General features: G+C 68.7%; 23 protein-coding genes. 10 read left to right on the top strand and 13 right to left on the bottom strand.

What is annotated here, in order from left to right:
• The 4 genes from D0C15_RS16385 to purD form a co-directional block, all read right to left on the bottom strand.
• Nucleotides 1–1,698: a magnesium chelatase gene (locus tag D0C15_RS16385; protein WP_245975872.1), complete on the bottom strand. Its 1,698-nt coding sequence runs from the start codon at nt 1,696–1,698 to the stop codon at nt 1–3.
• Between the two features lie 19 nt (nt 1,699–1,717).
• Nucleotides 1,718–2,293, bottom strand: a complete 576-nt coding sequence (locus D0C15_RS16380) for a DUF3558 domain-containing protein (RefSeq protein WP_116046172.1) — start codon at nt 2,291–2,293, stop codon at nt 1,718–1,720.
• The gene (locus D0C15_RS16375; RefSeq protein WP_116046170.1) at nt 2,268–2,675 is read right to left on the bottom strand and encodes a PE domain-containing protein; all 408 of its coding nucleotides are present in this window, start codon (nt 2,673–2,675) and stop codon (nt 2,268–2,270) included. The genes D0C15_RS16380 and D0C15_RS16375 overlap by 26 nt, the downstream gene beginning before the upstream one ends.
• A gap of 95 nt (nt 2,676–2,770) precedes the next feature.
• Nucleotides 2,771–4,039, bottom strand: coding sequence for a phosphoribosylamine--glycine ligase (gene purD / locus D0C15_RS16370; protein WP_116046168.1), 1,269 nt, complete (start codon nt 4,037–4,039; stop codon nt 2,771–2,773).
• 222 nt (nt 4,040–4,261) lie between these two features.
• Between purD and D0C15_RS16365 the strand changes: the two genes are divergently transcribed.
• On the top strand, nt 4,262–5,386 hold the full coding sequence (locus D0C15_RS16365) for a glycerophosphodiester phosphodiesterase (RefSeq protein ID WP_116046166.1): 1,125 nt from the start codon (nt 4,262–4,264) through the stop codon (nt 5,384–5,386).
• Nucleotides 5,387–5,489: 103 nt separating this feature from the next.
• Here the strand turns inward: D0C15_RS16365 and D0C15_RS16360 are convergent, their stop codons facing one another.
• Nucleotides 5,490–6,776 carry an adenylosuccinate synthase gene (locus D0C15_RS16360; protein ID WP_116046163.1) on the bottom strand — a complete coding sequence of 429 codons (1,287 nt, stop codon included), beginning with the start codon at nt 6,774–6,776 and terminating at the stop codon, nt 5,490–5,492.
• A gap of 100 nt (nt 6,777–6,876) precedes the next feature.
• Here D0C15_RS16360 and D0C15_RS16355 point away from each other — a divergent pair, with 100 nt between their 5' ends.
• Both D0C15_RS16355 and D0C15_RS16350 read left to right on the top strand, forming a co-directional pair.
• On the top strand, nt 6,877–7,560 hold the full coding sequence (locus D0C15_RS16355) for a hypothetical protein (protein WP_211323220.1): 684 nt from the start codon (nt 6,877–6,879) through the stop codon (nt 7,558–7,560).
• A 183-nt stretch (nt 7,561–7,743) separates the two neighbouring features.
• Nucleotides 7,744–8,400: an HNH endonuclease family protein gene (locus D0C15_RS16350; RefSeq protein WP_116046161.1), complete on the top strand. Its 657-nt coding sequence runs from the start codon at nt 7,744–7,746 to the stop codon at nt 8,398–8,400.
• 9 nt (nt 8,401–8,409) lie between these two features.
• Here D0C15_RS16350 and D0C15_RS16345 read toward each other — a convergent pair whose 3' ends face one another.
• Nucleotides 8,410–9,060, bottom strand: a complete 651-nt coding sequence (locus D0C15_RS16345) for a TetR/AcrR family transcriptional regulator (protein WP_116046158.1) — start codon at nt 9,058–9,060, stop codon at nt 8,410–8,412.
• A 68-nt stretch (nt 9,061–9,128) separates the two neighbouring features.
• On the opposite strand from D0C15_RS16345, the gene D0C15_RS16340 reads away from it, so the two are divergent.
• The gene (locus D0C15_RS16340; RefSeq protein ID WP_116046156.1) at nt 9,129–10,361 is read left to right on the top strand and encodes a lipase family protein; all 1,233 of its coding nucleotides are present in this window, start codon (nt 9,129–9,131) and stop codon (nt 10,359–10,361) included.
• Nucleotides 10,362–10,374: 13 nt separating this feature from the next.
• Here D0C15_RS16340 and D0C15_RS16335 read toward each other — a convergent pair whose 3' ends face one another.
• From D0C15_RS16335 to D0C15_RS16325, 3 genes are all read right to left on the bottom strand, one after another.
• Nucleotides 10,375–10,788 carry a DUF3151 domain-containing protein gene (locus tag D0C15_RS16335; protein WP_116046352.1) on the bottom strand — a complete coding sequence of 138 codons (414 nt, stop codon included), beginning with the start codon at nt 10,786–10,788 and terminating at the stop codon, nt 10,375–10,377.
• 316 nt (nt 10,789–11,104) lie between these two features.
• The gene (gene fbaA / locus D0C15_RS16330) at nt 11,105–12,136 is read right to left on the bottom strand and encodes a class II fructose-bisphosphate aldolase (RefSeq protein ID WP_116046154.1); all 1,032 of its coding nucleotides are present in this window, start codon (nt 12,134–12,136) and stop codon (nt 11,105–11,107) included.
• Between the two features lie 72 nt (nt 12,137–12,208).
• Complete coding sequence (locus D0C15_RS16325; protein WP_116046152.1) at nt 12,209–13,042, bottom strand: LLM class F420-dependent oxidoreductase; 834 nt, start codon at nt 13,040–13,042, stop codon at nt 12,209–12,211.
• Nucleotides 13,043–13,230: 188 nt separating this feature from the next.
• Here D0C15_RS16325 and D0C15_RS16320 point away from each other — a divergent pair, with 188 nt between their 5' ends.
• Nucleotides 13,231–14,145 carry an SDR family oxidoreductase gene (locus D0C15_RS16320; protein WP_116046149.1) on the top strand — a complete coding sequence of 305 codons (915 nt, stop codon included), beginning with the start codon at nt 13,231–13,233 and terminating at the stop codon, nt 14,143–14,145.
• Nucleotides 14,146–14,149: 4 nt separating this feature from the next.
• On the opposite strand, the gene D0C15_RS16315 is transcribed toward D0C15_RS16320, so the two are convergent.
• Entirely contained in the window at nt 14,150–14,437 is a 288-nt protein-coding gene (locus tag D0C15_RS16315) for a YciI family protein (RefSeq protein WP_116046146.1), read from the bottom strand.
• A gap of 194 nt (nt 14,438–14,631) precedes the next feature.
• Here D0C15_RS16315 and D0C15_RS16310 point away from each other — a divergent pair, with 194 nt between their 5' ends.
• The 5 genes from D0C15_RS16310 to D0C15_RS16290 all read left to right on the top strand — a co-directional run bounded on the left by D0C15_RS16310 (nt 14,632) and on the right by D0C15_RS16290 (nt 18,608).
• On the top strand, nt 14,632–15,210 hold the full coding sequence (locus tag D0C15_RS16310) for a SigE family RNA polymerase sigma factor (protein WP_245975871.1): 579 nt from the start codon (nt 14,632–14,634) through the stop codon (nt 15,208–15,210).
• 66 nt (nt 15,211–15,276) lie between these two features.
• Nucleotides 15,277–16,443: an N-acetylglucosamine-6-phosphate deacetylase gene (nagA, locus tag D0C15_RS16305; protein ID WP_116046140.1), complete on the top strand. Its 1,167-nt coding sequence runs from the start codon at nt 15,277–15,279 to the stop codon at nt 16,441–16,443.
• A 9-nt stretch (nt 16,444–16,452) separates the two neighbouring features.
• Nucleotides 16,453–17,202 (top strand): MerR family transcriptional regulator, encoded by a 750-nt coding sequence (locus D0C15_RS16300; protein WP_116046138.1) that lies wholly within the window; start codon nt 16,453–16,455, stop codon nt 17,200–17,202.
• A 60-nt stretch (nt 17,203–17,262) separates the two neighbouring features.
• The gene (locus D0C15_RS16295) at nt 17,263–18,168 is read left to right on the top strand and encodes an AurF N-oxygenase family protein (RefSeq protein ID WP_116046135.1); all 906 of its coding nucleotides are present in this window, start codon (nt 17,263–17,265) and stop codon (nt 18,166–18,168) included.
• Nucleotides 18,169–18,200: 32 nt separating this feature from the next.
• A complete protein-coding gene (locus D0C15_RS16290; protein ID WP_116046133.1) occupies nt 18,201–18,608 on the top strand; it encodes a hypothetical protein in 408 nt (135 codons plus the stop codon).
• A gap of 107 nt (nt 18,609–18,715) precedes the next feature.
• On the opposite strand, the gene D0C15_RS16285 is transcribed toward D0C15_RS16290, so the two are convergent.
• The 3 genes from D0C15_RS16285 to D0C15_RS16275 form a co-directional block, all read right to left on the bottom strand.
• Entirely contained in the window at nt 18,716–20,107 is a 1,392-nt protein-coding gene (locus tag D0C15_RS16285) for an FAD-binding oxidoreductase (protein ID WP_116046131.1), read from the bottom strand.
• 206 nt (nt 20,108–20,313) lie between these two features.
• Nucleotides 20,314–21,255, bottom strand: coding sequence for a DUF368 domain-containing protein (locus D0C15_RS16280; protein WP_116046128.1), 942 nt, complete (start codon nt 21,253–21,255; stop codon nt 20,314–20,316).
• A 40-nt stretch (nt 21,256–21,295) separates the two neighbouring features.
• On the bottom strand, nt 21,296–22,801 hold the full coding sequence (locus tag D0C15_RS16275; RefSeq protein ID WP_245975869.1) for an MFS transporter: 1,506 nt from the start codon (nt 22,799–22,801) through the stop codon (nt 21,296–21,298).
• Between the last annotated feature and the right edge of the window lie 10 nt (nt 22,802–22,811).

Below are 22,811 nucleotides of genomic sequence, written 5' to 3'. Positions count from 1 at the left end.
TCAGCGCCGATCCGTGTCTGATCCGGTGATCACGTCCGGCGAAACCATGCGCGGATCGGCGAACAAGTCGCTGTCGTCGATGCCGAACTTGCGCACGTGGCCCTCATCGGACTCCCCGTCCTGCGGCGCCGCGCGCTCCATGAAGCTGCTCTGTCCCTTGCCGCCTCGGGGGTTGAGCTTCTCCGAGTTGCGCGAGACTCTGGCCTCTTCCTCCGGCAGGTCGCCGACGGGCAACTGATGCGGGGAGCGGGCGGCTCCGGGGGCGCTGCGGCCGACACCCCGGCCCTTGCGCTCGTCCTGCCCGCTGAGTGCGCCCGCGACTCCGCCCGCACCGAGTGCGGCGATACCTCCGCTGAGGTCGCCCGCCCTGCCAGGGCCGCCACTCTGCGCCGGGGTCACCGAGCCGCTGAACGGGCCGGGCTGCTGCGCCGGTTGGGGCACCGAGCCGAACGACTTACCCTTGCCCAGCTGCGTCTCGTTGGCCGCCTGTCCTCCCGGCGTTCCGGTACCTGCCTGCGGCACGAACTTGCCAGCGACACCCCCCACCGGGGTGGCCGTGGGGCCGCCGGGAACTGCGGGCCTGCCGGTCGGATTGGGCTGGCCCTGTTTGGCACCCGCGGCACCGCCCTGCGTCGATCCGGAGGACGATCCGGCCCCGGCACCCGCGCCTGAGCCCGTTCCCGCGACGCCGCCGACGGCGGCTCCTGGTGCGAGCGGGGCCGCTGCCCCGGAACCGCCTCCTGCTGCCGGAACCCGGCCCGGATCGGGCTGCGGGCCTGGCCGTACCGCACCGGCGAACCCGCCGGTGCCGCTCGTGCCAGGAGCGGAGGTGCTGGGCGCGGACGCGCTCGGAGCCGTACCGCTCGGCACGGTGGCCGCAGGGGCCTGAGCTCCCGTGCCCCGCGCCGCCGGCGCGGGGTGCGACGTCGCGCCCATCGCCGGAGCCGGCGCCTCGGCCACCGGGGCCGGTCCGCGCAGTGGTGCTGGTGCCTGTCCTTGGGCAGGTGCCCTGCCCTGTTCCCCTGCCGCATCGGCGGCGACGGTGGGCGACGAGGTGTCCGGCAGCGGCCCGCCGCCGGCATCCACCGAACCGGGAAGCCGTGGAGCCGCGCTCATCTGCAACGCCTCCGGCCGCGACATCGGCTGGACCGAACTCAGGTTCTCGCCGCTCTCCATGGCGTAGCCGTTCAGCGCCTCGAGCGCTTGTTGCCTGGCCTCTCGCGCGGCGAGCACCTTCCTCGTGTGGTCGGTCTCGTAGCCGATCAGACTGAACAGAGAGTCGCCGAGGCTGTAGCCGCCCGCGCCCTCACGCAGCGTCCGCGAGTCGGGCAACTTGTGCAGTGTCCGGTTGAAGGCCTCGCCCTGCGCGAAGATCATCTCGGCCGAGTGGCTGACCTTCTCGTTCGCGTCGGCGCTGAAGGCGGCCTCCCGGTCGATCGCGGCGCCTGCCTGGATTCCGGCGTCGCTCTGCCACTCGACACCGAGCTTGCCCAACTCCTCGCGCAGTGTCCGTTCCGTGCTCACCAGCGCGTCGCCGACCGCCTTGAGCGCGTCCACCGCGGCGCCGAGACCCTCGGTGCCCGCTCCCGCCCTGAACAGGTCGATCTCGTCAGCGAGGCCGATATCGGTGTATCCGTCGAACCGGTGACTGCGTATCCGGTCGACCAGGGCCGAGATGTCGGCAACGCTGATGGGCACGCCATTCATGCTCTCTCACTCAGCCCTTCGCTCGGAGGGTCCGCAACGCGAGCGTCGCGGCCTTCGCCGACAGTGCACACAGCTCCTGCTGGTCGAAGGCGTCACGGGTGATCGGATACAACTGTGAGCGCAGAGTCTGTCCCCGCGCCACACTGACAAGGGTCTCGCAGTCGCCAGGAGTACCCCGCTCCCGGAAGCGGGTCAGGGCCGGGAACCCGGCCACGTCCGCGCTACGGGTACGCACGGTCGTGGACGCGTACGCACCGTCGATCCAGGCGTGCAGGTCCGCATCCGTGATCGTCTCCAGCACGTGCGAGTAGTACGGCCGGGCACGGTCGACGTCGAACGAGCAGACTCGCCCAGCCGGCCTCGGCTTGCTGTTCACCCCGAGCTCGTCGAGCTGTGCACCACTGAGCAGCGAGCACGGGTGGACGTCGTCGAGCGGAAGTTCCTCCGGTCGCTGGACCGGCTCACTCGGCCCGGCGCTGTCCGGCATGGGGACGGCCAGTCCCGGCTCCGTCGAACCACACCCGGACAGTCCCAGCAGCACCACCATGAGCAGCACCTGGTTACGCGCCGGGATCGTGCCGGTCACCGAAGCTCGCCGCCTTGTCGTCCTCGCCGGTCTCGTAGGCGGCGCTGGCAGCGCGCAACTGCTCGACCAGGGCACGCAAACCCTCGATGTAGGCCCGGACCCTGGCCTCGTAGGACTCCTCGCCGTCGACCACCACCGAGTTCCACGCCTCGATGGCGTTCTTACTGACGATGTCCTCCGACGGCGGTGCGATACGCAGCGCGCCCAGCTGGGCGCGGACCCGGTCCTGCAACTCGTTGGCCTGCTCCTCGAGCACGCCAGCGACCTCGAGGAGCTTGCCCGGTTCGACCTGGATATCACGGGCTCCGGGGACAACGGGGGCGCTCGCACCCAGCGCGTACGTCGACAGAGCACTACCGGAACTCACGGCGCTGTCTGTCATCTGCCCACCCCCGCTGACGGTCGGTAACCGGCCGGTTCCCAGAAGAGGTTACCAACGCCGGTGTAACAGCGGTCTGAATTCGCCAGAAAACCGGTTCAGTGCTGGGGTACGGGCAGGACGATCTCGCCGCGTACGGCGCGCAGGGCGATGTCGGTGCGGTGATGCGATCCCGGCAGGTGCACCTTCGCCACGCGCTCGTAGGCCTGTGCCCGCGCGGCTTCGAGGTCCGCGCCGGTGCCGACGACCGAGAGCACCCGGCCGCCGTGCGAGACCACCGCGCCGTCCTCGCGCCGCCGGGTGCCCGCGTGCAGCACTCCCTCGGCCTCCGAACCGGTGATGAGGTCACCGGGGCGCGGGACGCCGGGATAACCGTCGGCCGCCAGCACCACGGTCACGGCCGCGCCGTCGGCCCAGTCCAGTGGCGGCTGCTCGGCGAGGGTTCCGGTGGCGGTGGCGGACAACAGCCCGGCGATCGGCGTTCGCAGCAGCGCGAGCACCGCTTGGGTCTCCGGGTCGCCGAAGCGACAGTTGAACTCGATGACCTGCGGACCCTGCGACGTGAGCGCGAGCCCGGCATAGAGCAGCCCGGAGAACGGCGTGCCACGATTCGCGAGCTCGTCCACCACCGGCTGCACGGTCGTGCGCACGATGTCCTCGACGAGGTCGTCGGGGGCCCAGGGCAGTGGAGCGTAGGCGCCCATTCCGCCGGTGTTCGGTCCCGCGTCGCCGTCGCCCACCCGCTTGAAGTCCTGCGCGGGCAGCAACGGCACCACGGTACGGCCGTCGACCAGGCAGAAGAGAGACGCTTCCGGACCGTCCAGGAACGACTCGAGCAGCACAGGATGACCACCGTCGAGCAGGGTGATGGCGTGCTTGCGCGCGACGTCGACGTCCTTGGTGACGACGACGCCCTTGCCTGCGGCCAGGCCGTCGTCCTTGACCACCCAGGTGGGGCCGAAGCGGAGCAGCGCGGCGTCGAGATGTGCCGGGTTGTCCACGATCTCGCTGTGCGCGGTCGGGACACCGGCGGTCGCCATGACGTCCTTGGCGAAGGACTTGGACCCCTCGATCCGGGCGGCGGCGGCGGAAGGGCCGAAACAGGTGATACCCGCGGCGCGGACCGCGTCGGCGGCACCGGCGACGAGCGGCACCTCGGGGCCGATCACCACGAGATCAGCCTTCCAGCTCACGGCCAGTTCGGTGACCGAGGCGGGGTCGGCTTGGTCCACCGCGAGTGGTTCCGCGAGCGCGGCGATTCCGGCGTTGCCGGGCGCGCAGCCGATCGCGGTGACCGCCGGGTCGTGCGAGGCGGCGAGGACGAGGGCATGCTCACGGGCTCCGGAGCCGATTACCAGGACACGCACGCGCAGAGCGTAGCCCGTGCCGGTAGCCGGTCTGCGGGTTCCCCTGATGTACAGCCCGCAGTTACGGAAAGTCGCCGATGAAATACCGCGGCTGGCTAGACTCCGCGCACTCGTCGTTTACCAGGGTGTCAGCGAGGTGACCTGGTTCCTTCGCCCTGCGGACGCACTGGGCGGTGAGGGTTGCCCGGAAGATCCTGGATCCCTGCTTGGAGGTTCCCTGCGATGGTGCGAACAAGACTGGCCGCGCTGGCCCTGACCGGACTCGCCGTACTCGGCGTGGTCACCGTGTCGGGCACGGCCGTGGCGAAGGAGAAGGGGCCGGATGCTGGGGCAACCGCCCGCCAGGGGCACGATGGGCCGGTGATCGTCGGACACCGGGGAGCGCCGGGATACCGCCCCGAACACACCCTCGCGTCCTACGAGCTGGCCTATCGCCAGGGCGTGAACTGGGTGGACGTCGACCTGGTTCCGACGAAGGACGGGCACCTGGTCGCACGGCACGAGAACGAGATCGGCGGCACCACGGACGTCGCCGAGCACCCGGAGTTCGCCGACCGCAAGACCACGAAGGTCATCGACGGCACCGAGCACACGGGCTGGTTCACCGAGGACTTCACCCTCGCGGAACTGAAGACGTTGCGCGCGGTGGAGCGGATTCCGCAGCTGCGGCCGCACAACACGATCTACGACGGCCGGTTCGAGGTGGTGACGTACCAGGAGGTGCTCGATCTCACGAAGCGCCTCGGCAGGGAGCTGCGGCGCACCCTCGGCACGTATCCGGAGGTGAAGCACTCCACGTACTTCGACTCGATCGGCAACCCCGTCGAGCCGAAGCTGGTGGAGATCCTCAAGCGCAACGGCCTCGATCGGCACAACGCGCCGGTGATCATCCAGTCGTTCGAGGTGAACAACCTGAAGGAACTGGACCGGCAGGTGCGCGTCCCGCTCGTGCAGCTGACACTCGCCAATGGCGCACCCGCGGACTTCGTCGCCGGGGACGACCCGCGCACCTATGCCGACCTGGTGACGCCGGAAGGCCTGCGGGAGATCGCCCGGTACGCCGACTACCTCGGGCCGGAGAAGAACCAGATCATCCCGAGGGACGCCGACGGCAACCTGACCTCGCCGAGCTCACTCGTGCGCGACGCGCACGCCGCGGGACTCGAGGTCGTGCCGTTCACCTTCCGCAACGAGAACGCGTTCCTGCCGGCGAACCTGCGGTCGTCGGACGACCCGGCCGCGTGGGGTGACGCCTTCGCGGAGTACGAAGCCTTCTTCGCGGCAGGCGTGGACGGCCTCTTCGCCGACCAGCCGGACACGGCACTGGAAGCCCGCCAGGACCGCTGAGGTTAGTTCCCCAATGTGGCATTCGGGACGTTGGAGTTCCCCAATGCCACATTGGGGACGTCTAAGTTCCCGAAAGCCACATTGGGGAACTCCTCCGGAGGCGTCAGGCGAACTGGTGACGGACGATCGTCTGTTCCCGGCCGGGGCCGACGCCGACGGCTGAGACCCGGGCGCCGGAGAGTTCCTCGATGCGCTCGACGTAGGCGCGCGCGTTGGCCGGGAGCTCCTCGAACGTGCGGCACTGGCTGATGTCCTCCCACCAGCCCGGCAGCTCCTCGTAGACCGGCGTCGCGTGGTGCACGTCGGTCTGCGTCATCGGCATGTCCTCGGTGCGGAAACCGTCCACTTCATACCCGACGCAGACCGGAACCCTTTCCAGACCGGAGAGAACATCCAGCTTGGTGAGGAAGTAGTCGGTGATTCCGTTGACCCGCACCGCGTAGCGGGCGATCACGGCGTCGAACCAGCCCGTGCGACGCGAACGTCCCGTGGTGACTCCGAACTCACCGCCGGACTTGCGCAGGTTCTCGCCCGCTTCGTCGTGCAGCTCCGTCGGGAACGGTCCGGAGCCGACGCGAGTGGTGTAGGCCTTGAGGATCCCCAGCACGGTGGTGATCCGCCCCGGGCCGATGCCGGAGCCCGCGCTCGCGCCACCCGAGGTCGGGTTCGAGGACGTGACGAACGGGTAGGTGCCGTGGTCGACGTCGAGCAGGGTGCCCTGCGAGCCCTCCAGCAGCACGGTCTCGCCGCGCTCGAGGGCCTTGTTCAGCTGCAGCCTGGTGTCGGCGATGCGGTGGGCGAACTTCTCGCCCGCCTCCAGCACCTCGTCAGCCACCTGCTCGGGGTCGAGTGCCTTGCGGTTGTAGACCTTGACCAGCACCTGGTTCTTGAACTCCAGGGCCGCCTCGACCTTCTGCCGGAGGATCTTCTCGTCCAGCAGGTCCTGCACCCGTACGCCGACGCGGGCGATCTTGTCCTGGTAGCAGGGCCCGATCCCGCGTCCGGTGGTGCCGATCTTCTTCGCGCCGAGGTAGCGCTCGGTCACTTTGTCGATGGCCACGTGGTACGGCATGATCAGGTGCGCGTCAGCGGACAGCAGCAACCCCGAGGTGTCGACTCCGCGCTTCTCCAGCCCGGCCAGCTCGTCGAGGAGCACAGCAGGATCCACCACGACGCCGTTGCCGATCACGTTGGTGACCCCCGGCGTGAGGATTCCCGACGGGATGAGGTGCAGGGCGAAGTCCTGGCCATCGGGCAGCACCACCGTGTGGCCCGCGTTGTTGCCACCCTGGTAACGCACGACCCACTGCACGCGGTCGCCAAGCAGGTCGGTGGCCTTGCCCTTGCCTTCGTCTCCCCATTGGGCTCCGATGAGCACGATGGCCGGCATGTGACACTCCAGGATGTTCGGCGACAGGATTGTGGCGATGGGAAATGCCGGTGCATGACTGTACATCGCGCGATCAGCACCGGCGATCAGCCAACACGAAATGGACAGGAAGGTCGATCACGTGCACGGACTGCTGCTGGTGTGCGGTGAGAACACGCCGGAGCTTCCCGACATCGAAGGGCTCCCAGTCCACCACCTTCCTGCCCGGCCCGGCAAGTCCGACGTGGACCCGCTGCTGACCGCCGAAGGGGCGGGACATCTGGTCGTCGCAGGCACGGACAGCGACCTGGCCGCAGTGGCACTTCGCCTGCTACGCAAGGACAAACTTGCCGCGACGACCCTCGGTTTCGTCCCGGCCGATCCCGCTTCGGCGGTCGCGGAGATCTGGTCGTTGCCGACCGATCCCCGGCGTGCACTGCACCTCGCGCTCGTCGGTGATGTGGATCCCGTCCCACTGATCCGCGACGACGCAGGCGGGGTTCTGGTCGGACGCGGAGTGATCGGCCCGGTACGCGGCGTGGCCTACTGCGATGACGACGTGGCGTTACGCGGTGCGGCTCGCGGGATCACCGTCGAGCCGGACGACAGCAACGCCGGACTCGTGGTGCAGGTGACCAGGGGTGCACTGTTCAAACGGCGTATCACGTTCACCGCGCGCGCGTTCCAGCTCGGCTGCCTCCCGCTGGTCCCGCTGTCGGACGGCGTGCCGTACTCCCGGCCGATGAAGCGCTGGACCTGGTACCGCCACACCGAAAACCTGCGTCTGGTTCGCGGTCTCGCCTGATCCCGGCGCCACGGCGCTCGCACTTTCCCGGGAAATTGCGAGGTGTTGGCGCACTTTCCCACGAAAGTGCTGGTCCGATTCACCCACTCGTGTTGTGTTCGTCACTTTCCTGGTTCAAGGTCGGAAAGTCCCCAACCGCCGGATCGGCAGCCAAAGCGCCGGCCTGACGAGAGAAGGCACGCCGTGAACGTCTCCCGCACCGACTCCTCGTTCCGCACAGTCCGCCGGGCGTTCGCCGCCACCGGTGTCTCCGCGCTCCTCGTCGCGGGTCTCGCTGGTGTCGCCGCCGCCGAACCGCCGGGAATCCCCAGCGGCCCCACCGCCGAAGCGCAACTGGCCGAACTCACCGTGTCCGCAGACGGTCCGATGACCGGATACGACCGGGACAAGTTTCCGCACTGGGGCAGCCAGGGCGACAACTGCAACACCCGCGAAGTGGTCCTCAAGCGCGACGGCACGAACGTACGAACCGGCAACGACTGCTACCCGACCTCGGGCAGCTGGCACAGCGCGTACGACGGGGCCACCTGGTCACAGCCGTCCGATGTGGACATCGACCATGTCGTTCCACTCGCTGAAGCATGGCGTACCGGCGCGGCCAAGTGGAGCACGGACAAGCGGGAAGAGTTCGCCAACGACCTCTCCGGCCCGCAGCTGATCGCCGTCACGGACAACGTCAACCAGGAGAAGGGCGACAAGGCCCCGGAGGACTGGAAGCCGCCGACGACGAGCTACTGGTGCACCTACGCCAGCATGTGGGTCGCGGTGAAACACAAGTGGGAACTCACCGTCAGCAACGCGGAGAAGTCGGCACTGGGCGACATGCTCGACCGCTGCTGACCACGACGGTCAGCGCAGCCGGTCGATGATGCCCGTTCCGTGCTGGTAAAGCCGCAACACGCCGCCGATGGTGAACTCGGTCAGCAGGTCGATCAGCGCCTCCCTGTCCGGGGGTTCGCCGTCGCCTGTGAGGTTGACCAGCGCCTCGGTCATCGCGATGTACATCGCGGCCAGCGCCGTATCCGTGCGGCCGGGTTCTATGCCGTAAGCGGCCCAGCGCTTCTTGCTGGCCTCGGTGTAGAGCCCGGCCAGCTGCGAGCGCACCCGCGTCATCGCCGGATCCCCGCCGCGCTCGGCCTCCTCCAGCACCGGTAGCCCGTCGGGGTGTTCCTCGACGAAGTCGAACATCGCCGCGAAGTTGGCGCGCGCCCACACCCGCAGATCGGGTTCGGTGTTGCCGAGCGCCTGAGCTCCCATCCACGCGACCGCGAGTTCCTCGACCTCGGCTACGACGGCGGCGAAGAGAACGGCACGATCACCGAAGTGCTCGTAAACGTTCTGCCTGCTCACCCCGGCCTCTCGAGCGATCTGCTCGATCGTGGCCGCATGCTGCCCATGCGCGGCGAACATCTTTCTCGCCGCACGCAGCACCAGCGCGCGCAGTTCCTCCTGTGGCAGTTTCCGAGGCCGTCCCGGTCGGCGCCGGGCGGGGGTTGACATCGTGCGCCACCTCACATAGACACATTTCCGACATCTCTGTCGAAAACCACGCTCATCGAGGAGCAAGTATGCGCGCACCCGGCCGTGCCCATCGCCTGCTCGGCGCCCTGCTCAGCACGGCCGTGGGGTTCGCCCTGCTCACGGTCGTCGCGACACCGGTTTCCGCCGAGCCATCCTTCTACGACCCGCCTTCGCCGTTGCCGCCGGGGCAGCCCGGTGACGTGATCAGGAGCGAACCGTCGGAGTTCTTCCTCGACCCGGTCAAGCTGGTCCGGGCACCTGCGCAGGTACAGCGGATCATGTACCGCAGCACGGACACCCACGGTGATCCGATCGCCGTGACCGGTACGGTCCTCACTCCGGACGTGCCGTGGAGGGGTACCGGCGAGCGACCGATCGTCGGTTACGCGCCGGGCACTCAAGGAGTCGGCGACAACTGCGCACCGTCCAAGGCACTCGCCGCTGGGCTGGAGTACGAGGGTCCCTCCATCGCGGGAATGCTCACCCGCGGCTTCGCGGTCGTGGTCACGGACTACGAGGGCCTCGGCACACCCGGTATGCACACCTACGTGAACCGGGCCGCCGAGGGCCACGCGGTACTCGACGCGCTCAGGGCGGCGCAGCGGCTTCCAGAGGCGGATCTGCCCGACTCTGGACCATTGGGCATCTCCGGCTACTCGCAGGGCGGCGGCGCCTCGGCCGCCGCGGCGGAACTTGCCCCGGAGTACGCACCGGAACTCGACATCAAGGGCGCCTACGCCGGGGCGGTGCCCGCCGACCTGGCGAAGGTGGCAGTCAACCTCGACGGACACTATGCGGCCGGCTTCCTCGGCTATTCACTGCTCAGCCTGGACTACGCCTACCCGGAACTGAACATCCCGGACCTGCTCAACGACGAGGGCAAGCGGCTGCTGGCCGAGGTCGAGAACCAGTGCACGCCGGAGGCGATCACCGCGCACGCGTTCACCAGGTCGGCCGATCTGACCAAGGACGGCCGCCCGCTCGCCGCTTACCTGAACGAGGAGCCCTACGCCTCGCGGGTGGCGGAGCAACGGATCGGTGAGCGGAAACCGGATGTCCCGGTGCTGGTGGTGCACAGCGCGCTGGACGACATCGTTCCCTACGCGCAGGGCAGGCAGATGGCCCGGGAGTGGTGCGCACAGGGCGCCACCGTGCAGTTCAGCACCTCTCTGGTGCCGAGCCACATCGGTGGCGCGATCCGGGCATACCCTGAGGCCCTCGCCTGGCTCGAGGGCCGTTTCGCGGGTAAGCCCGCTCCGGACAACTGCGGCTGGTTCTGAGGCGGAGCGAGCCTCAGCTGAGGCCGTTCGCCTCGGCAGCGGCCGGGTCGGAGTCGACGAGGAACTTCGTGCAGCGCTCGTACTCCTCGGTCTCACCGATCCGGCCCGCGGCCTTGGCGAGCACCGCGAGCGCGCGCAGGAAACCCTGGTTGGGCCGGTGCGACCAGGGCACCGGACCGAAGCCCTTCCAGCCCGCGCGGCGCAACTGGTCGAGGCCGCGGTGGTAGCCGGTGCGGGCATAGGCGTAGGCGGCGACGGTCTCGCCCGCCTCGAAGGACTTATCGGCCAGTGCGGCCCACGCCTCACTGAAGTCCGGGTACTCCGCGGCGACCTCGGCAGGGTCGGTGCCGGAATCCATCGCGGCTTCGGCTTCGGCGCGCTCGGGCAGGTGGGTCGGCTCGGGGCCGAGCAGGTTGGCGTGCGTCATGCCCACCATTCTGCTCCCACGTGAGTCCCCCGCGAGGTGAGGGGCGGCTACAGCAGCAGGGCGAGCGTGGTGCTCGCGGCGGCGAGAACCAGGGCGCCGACGAGAACGGCGGCCACCAGGCGTTTGGGCATCATCGAGCGACACCTTGCCCGGCAGTTGACTCGGCAGGCAAATTCACCACTCCTCCGGGTGAGGGGCTGGGTGTCCCCAATGCGGCATTCGGGACGTTGAAGTTCCCCAATGCGGCATTCGGGACGTTGAAGTTCCCCAATGCCACATTGGGGACATCCTCAGGGGACACCCAGCGATCCGCGACTCAGCTCAGCTTCTGGCCCGCGGACTTGAGCGACTCGGCGGCCTCGACCACGCGGGCGGCCATCGCGCCTTCGGCGGCCTTGAGGTAGCTGCGGGGGTCGTAGACCTTCTTGTTGCCGACCTCGCCGTCGATCTTCAGCACGCCGTCGTAGTTCTTGAACATGTGCTCGGCGATCGGGCGGGTGAAGGCGTACTGCGTGTCGGTGTCGACGTTCATCTTCACCACGCCGTAGGACAGCGCCGCGTGGATGTCCTCGATCGACGAGCCGGAACCGCCGTGGAACACCAGCTCGAACGGCTTCGAGCCCTCGGCCAGCCCGAGCTTCTCCGCGGCGACGCGCTGGCCGCCCTTGAGCACCTCGGGGCGCAGCTTGACGTTGCCCGGCTTGTACACGCCGTGCACGTTGCCGAACGTCGCCGCGAGCAGGTACCGGCCCTTGTCCCCGGACCCGAGCGTCTCGATGGTCCGGACGAAGTCGCCCTCGGCGGTGTAGAGCTTGTCGTTGATGTCGTTGGCGACACCGTCCTCCTCGCCGCCGACGACGCCGATCTCCACCTCGAGGATGATCTTCGCGGCGGCCGCCTTCTCCAGCAGTTCGGCGGCGATCTCCAGGTTCTCCTCGAGGTCGATCGCCGACCCGTCCCACATATGCGACTGGAACAGCGGGTTCTGCCCGCGGTTCACCCGCTCCTGGGAGATGTCGATCAGCGGCCGGACGAAGCCGTCCAGCTTGTCCTTCGGGCAGTGGTCGGTGTGCAGCGCGATGTTCACCGGGTACTTCTCGGCGACCACGTGCGCGAACTCCGCCAGCGCGGTCGAGCCGGTGACCATGTCCTTGACCTTCTGGCCGGACGCGAACTCCGACCCTCCGGTGGAGAACTGGATGATCCCGTCGCTCTCCGCCTCGGCGAAACCGCGCAGGGCGGCGTTCAGAGTTTCCGACGAGGTCACGTTGATGGCCGGGTAGGCGAATTCGTTCGCCTTCGCCCGGTCCAGCATCTCCGCATAGACCTCGGGGGTCGCGATGGGCATCGTTGTCCTCCTCGAAAACGCGGCACCTTGTGCCCGCATCCTACGAGGCTCGGATCGCGCCCACCTCGGCAGTCAGCGCAGCGCCTTCGCCAGTTCCCGGTAGACCGGCAGCGGGTCGGCTCCCTCCTCGGTGAGGACCTGGATATTGACGTGATCGGCCCCGGCGTCGAGGTGTGCCTTGACCCCGGCCGCGACGGTCGTCGCGTCACCGTGCACGACGAGCGCGTCGATCAGCGAGTCGCTGCCGCCGTCGGCGATGTCGTCCTCGCTCCAGCCGAGTCGACGCAGGTTGTTCAGGTAGTTGACCAGCATGAGGTAGGGATAGCGCACGGCCGGCCTGCCGATCGTGCGAGCGCGCTCGGGGTCGGTGCCGAGGACGACCTTCTGTTCCGGCGCAAGCAGGGGGCCGGACCCGAGGATCTCGCGAGCCTGCCGGGTGTGCTCGGGAGTCGTCAGGTACGGATGTGCGCCGACGGTCCGCTCACCGGACAGGCGCAGCACCTTCGGTCCGAGCGCGGCCAGCGCGCGCCCCTCGACCGGCACGCCTGCCGCGTCCAACTGGTCGAGGTACTCGACGATCTTGTCGTAGGGCCGGGTGTAGGTCTGCTGCGCCTCGGGGTGGCCGACGCCGACGCCGAGCAGGAACCGGCCAGGATGCTTCGCGGCGAGCCGGTGGTAGGACCGGGCGACGGTTTCCGCGTCGTCGGTCCACATGTTCACGATCCCGGTCGCGACGGCCAGCGTGCTCGTGGCGTCGAGCAGGCTCTCGGCTAGTTCGAGGTCGCCGGGGGGCGAGCCGCCGATCCACACGGCGCCGAAGCCGAGCGTTTCCACCTCGGCGGCGAACTCAGGGGTGAGCCCGCCCGCGGGCCGCCAGATTCCGTACCTACCGAGATCAACAGTCATGTACTTGCCAACTCGAGGCCTCTCCAGAGCATTCCCGCCGAGCACCGCGAATCGCGCTTTCCCGGGAAAGTGCGAGACCCGACGCCGCTTTCCCGGGAAAGTGCGATTTACTGGCGAGTAGCCTACTGGGAGTAGGTTGAGGTAGCGTGCTGAGCACCAAGCACGATGGCGTGTCGAGGAGGCACCAGATGGCGAACCCGCTCTCCCTGCTTACCGGTGGCGGCAAGAACAAGGTCAGGGGCAAGGTCGTCCTGATCACCGGGGCGGCGCGCGGAATCGGCGCGGGCCTCGCGGAGCGACTGGCCGCCGACGGCGCCAAGGTCGCCCTCGTCGGACTTGAGGCCGAGGAGCAGCAGGCGGTGGCGGAGCGGATCGGCTCCAGCGCCCACTCCTGGGAAGCCGACGTGACCAGCTGGGACGCGCTGGAGCGGGCAACGGCCGGAGTCGTCGAGCACTTCGGCGGCATCGACATCGTGATCGCCAACGCGGGGATCGCCAGCACGGGCTTCGTGCGTTCGGTCGACCCCGGCGCGTTCGAGAAGGTGATCGAGGTCGACCTCCTCGGCGTCTGGCGCACGTTCCGCGTGACGATGCCGCACGTCATCGAGCGCAAGGGCTACCTGCTGGCGATTTCCTCACTCGCCGCGATCACCCACGCCCCCGGCATGGCGAACTACTCGGCGGCCAAGGCCGGCGTGGAGGCGTTCTGCAACAGCCTGCGCGCCGAGGTGCACCACCTCGGCGTGAAGGTCGGCGTCGCGCACCCGACCTGGATCCGTACCGATCTGGTCGACAGCGCAGACGCACACCCCGTGTTCGGCAAGATGCGTGCGGGAATGCCCGGCCTGATCGGCAAGACCTACCCGCTCGAGGTCGCACTGGACTGCCTCGAGGCGGGCATCAAGCGCAGGGCCAGGACCATTCACGTGCCCCGCTGGGTCGGCGGGCTCAAACTCATCCGCGCGTTCCTGCCGCCGATCATCGAGATCGGCTCGCGCAAACTCGTTCCAGACGCGGACCGCGGCGCACTCGAGGACATCAAGGCCCGCGGTGCGCGCGAAGCCGCCGTCACTGGGCACGGCGGCCGCGCGGCTACCAAGTAACGCCTCAGACCGAGGCCTGGGGCACCCAAGCGCCGATCATCGGAGTGAACTCCCGGACGGTGCGCTCCTCGACCGCGCCCTCGATGTAGTACGGGTCGGCGTCGATCACCGCCTGGAGGGCTTCGCGGTCCTCCGCCTGGCACAGGTACATACCACCACTGCCGTCCGCGAGCGGTCCTGCGACGGCGACGACACCCTGCTCGGCGAGGTCAGCGAGGTAGTCCCGGTGCCGGGGACGCACCTCGGCGAACTTGTCCTGCACATAACGAATTTCCACCACGAACCAGGCCATCTGTCCTCCAACGTCGACATGCGAGTGCCAGCGCACCGTAAGCGATCGGGGGAAACCCGCGACTTCTGGCGCCCACCCCGGACCCGAGACGCTCCGCGCCACACTGGCTTCCGCTGGCCAACCCGATACGCTTTGCCTGCAGGCGGATGAACGGCAGGACAGGCAGCAGACACAGGCCAGGGACGGGGACGCACATGCAGGGCAGCGCGGAGAGCAGCGTCGAGCAGACGCTGGGCCACCTGCGCACGTTGGACGCTCCGGCGCCGCCGGTGAGGCCCGCGGCACCGCTGACCCTGGAGGACCTCTACCGGACTCACCGGATGCGCCTCGTCCGGCTGGCCATCCTGCTGGTCGACGAACCCGCGACCGCCGAGGACGTGGTGCAGGAGGCATTCACCGGCCTGCACCGCAACTGGGGCAACCTGCGCGATGCGGCCGCGGCCGTCGGTTACCTCCGGACGGCCGTGGTCAACGGTTCCCGCAGCGTGTTGCGCAGGCGCAAGACGGCCCGCGAGTACGTGCCGCCACATGCCGTCAACGCGCGCTCCGCCGAAAGCCTCGCGATGCTCTCGACCGAACACCAGTCGGTGGTCAACGCGCTGTCCAAACTCCCGCCACGGCAGCGCGAGGTGCTCGTACTCCGTTACTACGGCGGTCTGTCGGAGGCCGAGATCTCCGAAGCGGCCGGTATCTCGAAGGGGACGGTCAAATCGACCGCGAGTCGCGCACTGGAAGCCCTGCAGAAGGCCATGCAAGCGCAGGGTCGTAATTAAATAACGAGATAGCGTCGAAATGTGGTGGGTTGCCCACTACCTGGTCTGGACCAATATGATGGCGTCGTGAGTGGTGTCGAAGATTTCGTACTGACCGGCGGCAGGATCGCCGGCCCGGACGGGCTGATCGATCCCGGCTGGGTTTCGATCTCCGGTGAGCTGATCACCGGAATCGGTTCCGGACCCGGACCTGCGGGCCGCCGGATCGACGTCTCGGGTTCCCTGGTCGTCCCTGGGTTCATCGACACCCACTGCCACGGCGGAGGTGGTGCCTCATTCTCCACCACCGACCCCGCCCAGGCGAGCAAAGCCATCGCCGCGCACCGCAGGCATGGCACGACCACCCTGCTGGCCAGCCTCGTCTCCGACCCCGTACCCGTGTTGACCAGCCAGATCGCGGCTTTGACCGAACTGGTCGAGGACGGTGAACTGGCAGGTGTTCACCTCGAAGGCCCGTTCATCGCGCAGTCCCGCTGCGGCGCGCACGATCCGGACGCGCTACGCGAGCCGGACACCGACACGGTCGAAACGCTGCTGCAGGCCGGCCAGGGCCATATCCGGATGGTCACCCTCGCCCCCGAACTGCACGGTGGCATCAAGGCCGTGCGTCAGCTGAGCGAGTCCGGCGTGCTGGCCGCGATCGGACACACCGACGGCGTCGAGGAGCAGATCCGCCCGGCGGTCGACGCGGGCGCCACCGTCGCCACCCACCTGTTCAACGGCATGCGTCCGCTGCACCACCGCGAGCCGGGCCCGATCGGCGCACTGCTGGACGACGAGCGGGTGACGGTAGAACTCATCTGCGACCTGGTCCACGTGCACCCGACCGTGCTCCGCCTGGCCGCCACCCACGCGGGCCTCGGCCGGACCGTGCTGATCACCGACGCGATGTCGGCGACCGACGCGGCCGACGGCACCTACACACTTGGCAGGCTCGATGTCGACGTCACCGACGGTGTGGCGACACTGGCGAGCAACGGATCGCTGGCGGGCAGCACGCTCACCATGGACGTCGCGTTCCGGAACCTGGTCACCGGCGCGGGCCTGAGCATCACCGATGCCGTGCGCGCCACCTCCGGCAGACCCGCCGAACTGCTCGGCCTCACCGCGACGACCGGTTCCCTGCAGGTCGGTCTGCGAGCCGACCTGGTGGTGCTGAACGAAGACCTTCGGCCCGCCAGGGTGCTGCGCCGAGGGAAGTGGATCGACACGGCCACCACCCCCACTCCCTAGACTGCGCTGATGTCCGAATACCGGGTCGACGACCTCGCCCGCCTGGCGGGCACCACCGTCGGCAACGTCCGCGTCTACCAGGATCGTGGCCTGCTTCCGGCGCCCGCCCGGCGCGGGCGTATCGCCGTCTACACCGAGGCCCACCTCGCGCGGCTGCGCCTGGTGCTCGGCCTGCTCGACCGCGGCTACACCTTCGCGCAGATCCACGAGATGATCTCCGCCTGGGAGGCCGGGCGCGATCTCGGTGACCTGCTCGGGCTCGAAGAGGTACTCACGCAGCCGTGGACCGACGAGGTTCCAGCGCAGCTCACACTCGCCGAACTCGCCGCTGAATTCGGCGGCCACGGCGACGCCTCCGCCCTGGAACGTGCCTTCAAGCTGGGAATCTTCGAACGTCAGGGAGCCACGATCCTGGTCCGTAGCCCTCGGCTGTTGCAGGCCGGTCGCGAGTTGCTCGCCGCCGGGGTGCCGATGCCGACGGTGCTGGACATCGCCGAGCAGGTGCTCCGGCATACCGACGAACTGGCCGCGCTGTTCCTGCGCCTGGTCGACGACCACGTGTTGCCTTCCACCGACGCGGGCTGGACACCGAGCGTCGCGGAGGTTCCCGAACTCACCGAGCAGGCCAAACGGCTGCGGCCACAGGCTCAGTCGGCGGTGTCGGCGGCGCTGGCCCAGTCGATGAGCCGGGAACTGTCGGACTGGCTGGCCCGCCGCTTCGGCCCGCTGCTGAGCCAGGAGGAAGGCAAAACCATTTGAGGTTCCATTCTTTCAATGGCCGTTCTAATCTTTGGGGACAGCCGGCGAGAGGAACGGCCCATGGCCAGTCACACCGCACGGACCCCACCAGGGCGCGAGGTCACCGCGCAACGCCTGCAGACCTCCTCGGCCAGGCAGTTCTACGACCCCGATGTCGATATCGACTGGGCAGCGCCCCTGCATCCCGACAAGTTCTTCGTGCCAGAGCAACTGGTCACGCTCTACGGCACCGAACTGTGGGCCGGAATGAGCCAGCGGCAGCGCCTCGAACTTTCCAAGCAGGAAATGATCAATACCGTCAGTGTTGGCATCTGGTTCGAGACCATCCTCATGCAGTTGCTGATGCGACTGGCCTATCGCGGTGATCCGACGTCCGAACACGTCCAGTACGCCTATACCGAGGTGGCCGAGGAGTGCAGGCATTCGACGATGTTCGCCAAGCTCATCACGAAGGCGGGCGGCCGGCCGTATCGGCAGCATCCACGCTGGTATCTGATCGGGCATACGCTCCCGTTCGTGCTGCGCGGACCGTCGATGTGGGCCGCCACGTTGATGGGTGAGGAGGTCTTCGACGTCCTGCAGCGCGACACCATGCGCGACGAGAGCCTGCAACCGATCGTGCGTGCTGTGATGCGAATCCACGTCACCGAGGAAGCACGGCATGTGCGGTACGCCAGGGAGGACCTGCTGCGGACGCTGGAGACGAGTCGCCGGGTGGAGCGCGAATTCGCCAGGTACGTGGCCGCCCAGGGCGCGATGCTGCTGGCGACCTCGCTGACCCGGTCCGCGCAGTATCGGCGGGCCGGGCTCGACCCGCGCCAGGCCCGCGCGCAGGCCTGGGCCAATCCGCACCATCGTGAGGTGAAGCGACACGGGGCCGAACGGGTGGTCACCTTTCTGTCCGAAGCGGGCCTCATCGGCGGGTCGACAGAGCGAGTCTGGCGGCGGTCCGGCCTACTCGGCTGAGTCTCGCCAGCCCGGGCGATACCCTGAGCCTGATGAGCGAGCCCGCCGATTCCGATCCCGAGCGCCTGCTGGCCGAGGCCCTGCGCGCCCAGGCGAGGGCGGCCCCATCCCCTCCACGGCCACCGGATGCGGCGACAGCACGGGCCGAACAGCAGCGCCCGGCCACCGGGGAACAGGCCGACGACGGACTGCCGCACGGTTATGGGCTGCTCTCGGGAACGGGCGCCAGTTCACTGGAGCGCGAACGCGCCGCACTCGACGACCTGGCTGGTCCGAGTGCCGGCCAGGAGGACGAACCGGTCACCGTCGAGCATCAGTTGCCAGCCAAGGAGATGGAGCCGCGACCACCCGCGCCACTGGCGGCCCGCTGGATCCTGCTGCTGGCCGTGCTGCTCGGCCTCGCTGCCGGATCAGTGGTCGGCCTGCTCACGCTGCTGTAGCCGGTACAGGGTGAACAACGTGACGACGACAGACACGCGCGACCTCCGCGCCAGCCTGGCCCGCAAAACCCGGCGCCGATCCCGCAGGAATGGCACTACCGGAACGGTCACGGCATGGCGAACATCGAGCCGGGGTTGAAGAGGTTCTCCGGGTCGAGAGCGGCCTTGATCTGCTGGTGCACGCGGAGTCCGACCGGGCCGATCTCGCGCTCCAGCCACTCCCGCTTGATCTTGCCGACGCCGTGTTCCCCGGTCACCGTGCCGCCGAGCGCCATGCCGACCTCGAGGATGTCGTCGAACGCTCGCTGCGCGCGGGCGAACTCGTCCGCGGAAGTGGGGTCGTAGACGATCGTCGGGTGCATGTTGCCGTCCCCGGCGTGCCCGACGACCGCGATCCGCAGGCCGACCTCCTCACTGATCCGCTGGCAGCCCGCGATCAGCTCGGCGATTCGGGTGCGCGGCACGCACACGTCGTCGGTGAGCCAGGTGCCGTAGAGCTCCAGCGCCGTCAGCACCACCCGCCGCGCCTGCAGCAGCATGTTGCCCTCGGCCAGGTCGTCGGTCGCGTAGGCCATGTCCGCGCCGCAGTCGTTGCAGATCTGCTCCAGCGCGGCCATCTCCCGCCGCGCGACCTCGCCACCGGCGTCCGATTGGCACAGCAGCAGTGCCTGACAGTCCGAACCGGCTCCGATGTCGGTCTTGAGGTAGGTCTCCGATGCCTTGATCGACGCCGCGTCCATGATCTCCATCAACGACGGCACCAGGCCCTCGCGTACCACCCTGGCGACGGCCTCACCAGCGGCGGCGGTGCTGCTGAACCCCGCCACGAGCGTGGCCGGGGCCTGGGGCAACGGCTTCAGCGCCACGGTGGCCTGGGTGATGATTCCGAGCGTGCCCTCGCTGCCGACGAACAGTCGCGCCAGGTCGTAGCCCGCGACACCCTTCACCGTGCGCCGCCCGGTGTGCAGCAGTGAGCCGTCGGCGAGCACGACCTCGAGCCCGAGCACCGAGTCGGTGGTGACCCCGTACTTCACACAGCAGAGGCCACCGGCGTTGGTGGAGAGGTTCCCGCCGATCGTGCACCAGTCGTAGCTGGAGGGATCCGGCGGATAGAACAGCCCGTGCTTCTCGACCGCGTCGCGGAAGTCGAGGTTCACCACGCCCGGCTGCACCACGGCGAGCCGGTTACCCGCGTCGATCTCGACGATCTCGTTGAGCTTCGTCAGCACCAGCACGACACAGCCGTCGATCGCGTTCGCCGCGCCGGAGAGCCCGCTGCCCGCGCCACGCGGAACGATCGGCACCTTCGCCTCGGCACACGCCCGCACGACCGCCTGCACCCCGGCGACGTCGCGCGGAAGCACCACCGCCAGCGGTGTCCCGGAGGGCGCCAGCGGCATCATGTCGCGCGAGTAGCTTCCGGTGACGTCGGTGTCGGTGAGCACGGCCTCCCTGCCGAGCTCGTCGCGAAGTCTGGTCAGCAGGGCATCATTGCTCATGTCTCTTGCCTCACTCGCCGGCGGGCTGCACATCGCTCAGTGCCGTGCCCGACTCGCTCACGGTGCCAGTTGCTCATGTCTCCACCGTAACCATGCCGGGCGTGAAGTCAGCGCCTGTCTGAGAACTCGGTTCCGCGATCGAGACTTCGTCAGCCGAGTTCCACGGATCACCATGATCTCGCAACCCGCAAGTCTCAGACACGCTGTCAGAGCTTGATGACCGCTGTCGTTTCGTTGTCGTCGGCCTCCGAGACGCGGCGTGCGTGCGCCCTGCGCTCGATCAGGATCGCGACCACGACCACGACGAACCCGAGCGCCATCAGCCCGAAGATCATCGGTGCGTTGTCGGCGGGCGCCTGCAGGTTGCGGCCCTCGTCCTGCCACGGCCACAACGCCCGCAGCGATCCGGCAAGCAGACCGGTCATCACGACCAGGGTGGTGTGGTGGTGGTGCTCCAGCAGCCACTGCAGCAGCTTCACGAAGAACGCGAGACCGAAGATCGCCCCAAGGGCGAACGTGCCGATGTAGCCGAGGTCACGCTCATTGAGCGCGTCCATCGTGACGGTGTAGAGCCCGAACGTCAGCAGCAGGAACGAACCGGAGACACCCGGCAGCACCAGAGCGCACACCGCGAGCGCGGCGGCGAAGGCGACCAGCACGGGGTTTGGGTCCACCTCGGCGGCCGGCAGTCCGGTGACCACGAAGGCGGCGGCCGCGACAACCAGGGCCAGCAGGTAGTTCACCGGCGTCCACCGCCGGCCGGAGCCACGGAACGGCACCCACAGCGAGGCCAGGACCAGCCCGAAGAAGACCGCGTAGGACGGCTCCGGGTGCTCCTTCACCAGCGGCGAGACCAGTCGCGCCGCGGTCAGCACCGCGATGGCCATGCCCGCGAGGACGGCCAGCACCAGGGCCCAGCGCACCTTGCCGAACTCGGCCGCCGCCCGCGCGTTCCCACGCTTTCGGGGCAGGTCGGTCGCCGCCATCCGGACACCACTGACCAGGTGCCCGGCGGAGATGATCAGGTCGTCATAGATGCCGACGACCAGCGCGACGGTGCCGCCGCTGACGCCGGGAACCACTTCCGCGGTACCGATGAGCCCGCCGCGAACGGCGTTGAGCAGGTGAGTGCTGACTGACTTCGCCATGGCCTACGTTTCGTGTGCACGAGCAGGAATTCCGACCTTCCTAGGATGGCAGAGGCGCGGTCACCACTGCCTTCCGGTTGCGGTTACGCAGCAGGATCATCGCCTGGAACCCGGCGTAGAGCAGTAGCGCCGCACCCGCGTACGCGGTCACGTGCAGGCCCTGCACGAACGCCTCCTGCGCGCTGCGGAGCAGGCCCGCCGCCTCTCCCGGCGGCAGCTGCGTTGCGACCGCGGCCGCGCCACCGAGGGTCTCCCGCGCGGCCTCGGGCGCATCCGCTGGGATACCGCCCCGGTAGATCGCGGTGGCGATGGTGCCGAGTACGGCGATACCGAGCGCACCGCCGAGTTCGTATCCGGTCTCGGACAGTGCCGACGCGGCACCGGCACGCTCCGGCGGAGCGGCCGCGATGATGAGGTCGTTGGTCAGCGTCTCCGCAACCGCGATACCGCCGCCAACCAGAACGAACCCGGCCACGAGCGCGGCCAGCCCGGAGTCCGTGCCGATTGTCGCGAGCAGGAGATACCCGGCCGCCGAGAGCAACAGTCCGCCGCCGATCAGCGACGGCAGCGGCAACCACCTGGCCAGCCGGGCAGCCGTCAGCGCGCCGATCACTCCCGCGATCGTGGCTGGCAGCATCCACAGTGCTGCCGTCATCGGCCGGAGGCCCAGCACGAGCTGCAGGTACTGCGGCACCAGGAAGAGCAGGCCGACCATGGCGAACACCCCGAGGACGTTCGTCACGAGCGAGACGCTGAAGCGCCGGTTGGCGAACAGCGTGAGGTCGATCATCGGGTCGGGCAGCCTGCGCTGGCGGCGCAGGAACAGCGCACCGGCACCGACGCCCACGGCGATCGCGGCCAGTGCGGTGATCGAAAGCCCCTCCTCGGCGGCGGACTTGATGCCGTACACCACCGGTAGCGCGGTGGCCATCGACAGCAGCGCCGAAAACGGGTCGAACCGGCCCGGCTTCGGGTCGCGCGCCTCGGGCAACAACAACGGTCCGAGGATCAGCAGCAGCACCATCACCGGCACGTTGATCAGGAAGACCGAACCCCACCAGAAGTGCTCCAGCAGCCAGCCGCCGACGACCGGTCCGAGCGCCATCCCCCCGGAGAAGCCCGCACTCCAGACCGCGATCGCGATCCGCCGCTGTTGCGCGTCGAGGAAGATGCTGCGGATCAGCGACAGCGTGGACGGCATCAATGTCGCACCGCCGACGCCAAGCAGCGCGCGAGCCAGGATGAGCATGAACGCGCTGGTGGAGAACGCCGCGAGCACCGAAGCGAGACCGAAGGCGACCGCACCGGCCAACAGCAGCTTCCGCCTGCCGACCCGGTCGCCGAGTGTGCCCATCAGCACCAGCAGCCCGGCGAGCATGAACGAATAGATGTCGACGATCCAGAGCTGCTGCGCACCGGTCGGCGAGAGGTCCTCACTGAGATAGGGCAGGGCGAAGCCCAGCACCGTCATGTCCACGCTGATCAACAGCACCGGCAACACCAGCACGCCGAGCGCGACCCACTGCTTGCGATCCCCCTGACTCACGATCCACTCC

This window comes from Amycolatopsis palatopharyngis (assembly GCF_003385185.1).
Lineage (GTDB): Bacteria > Actinomycetota > Actinomycetes > Mycobacteriales > Pseudonocardiaceae > Amycolatopsis > Amycolatopsis palatopharyngis.
The sequence above is the reverse complement of the archived record's forward strand: the minus strand, read 5'-3'. Positions and strand labels throughout refer to the sequence as shown.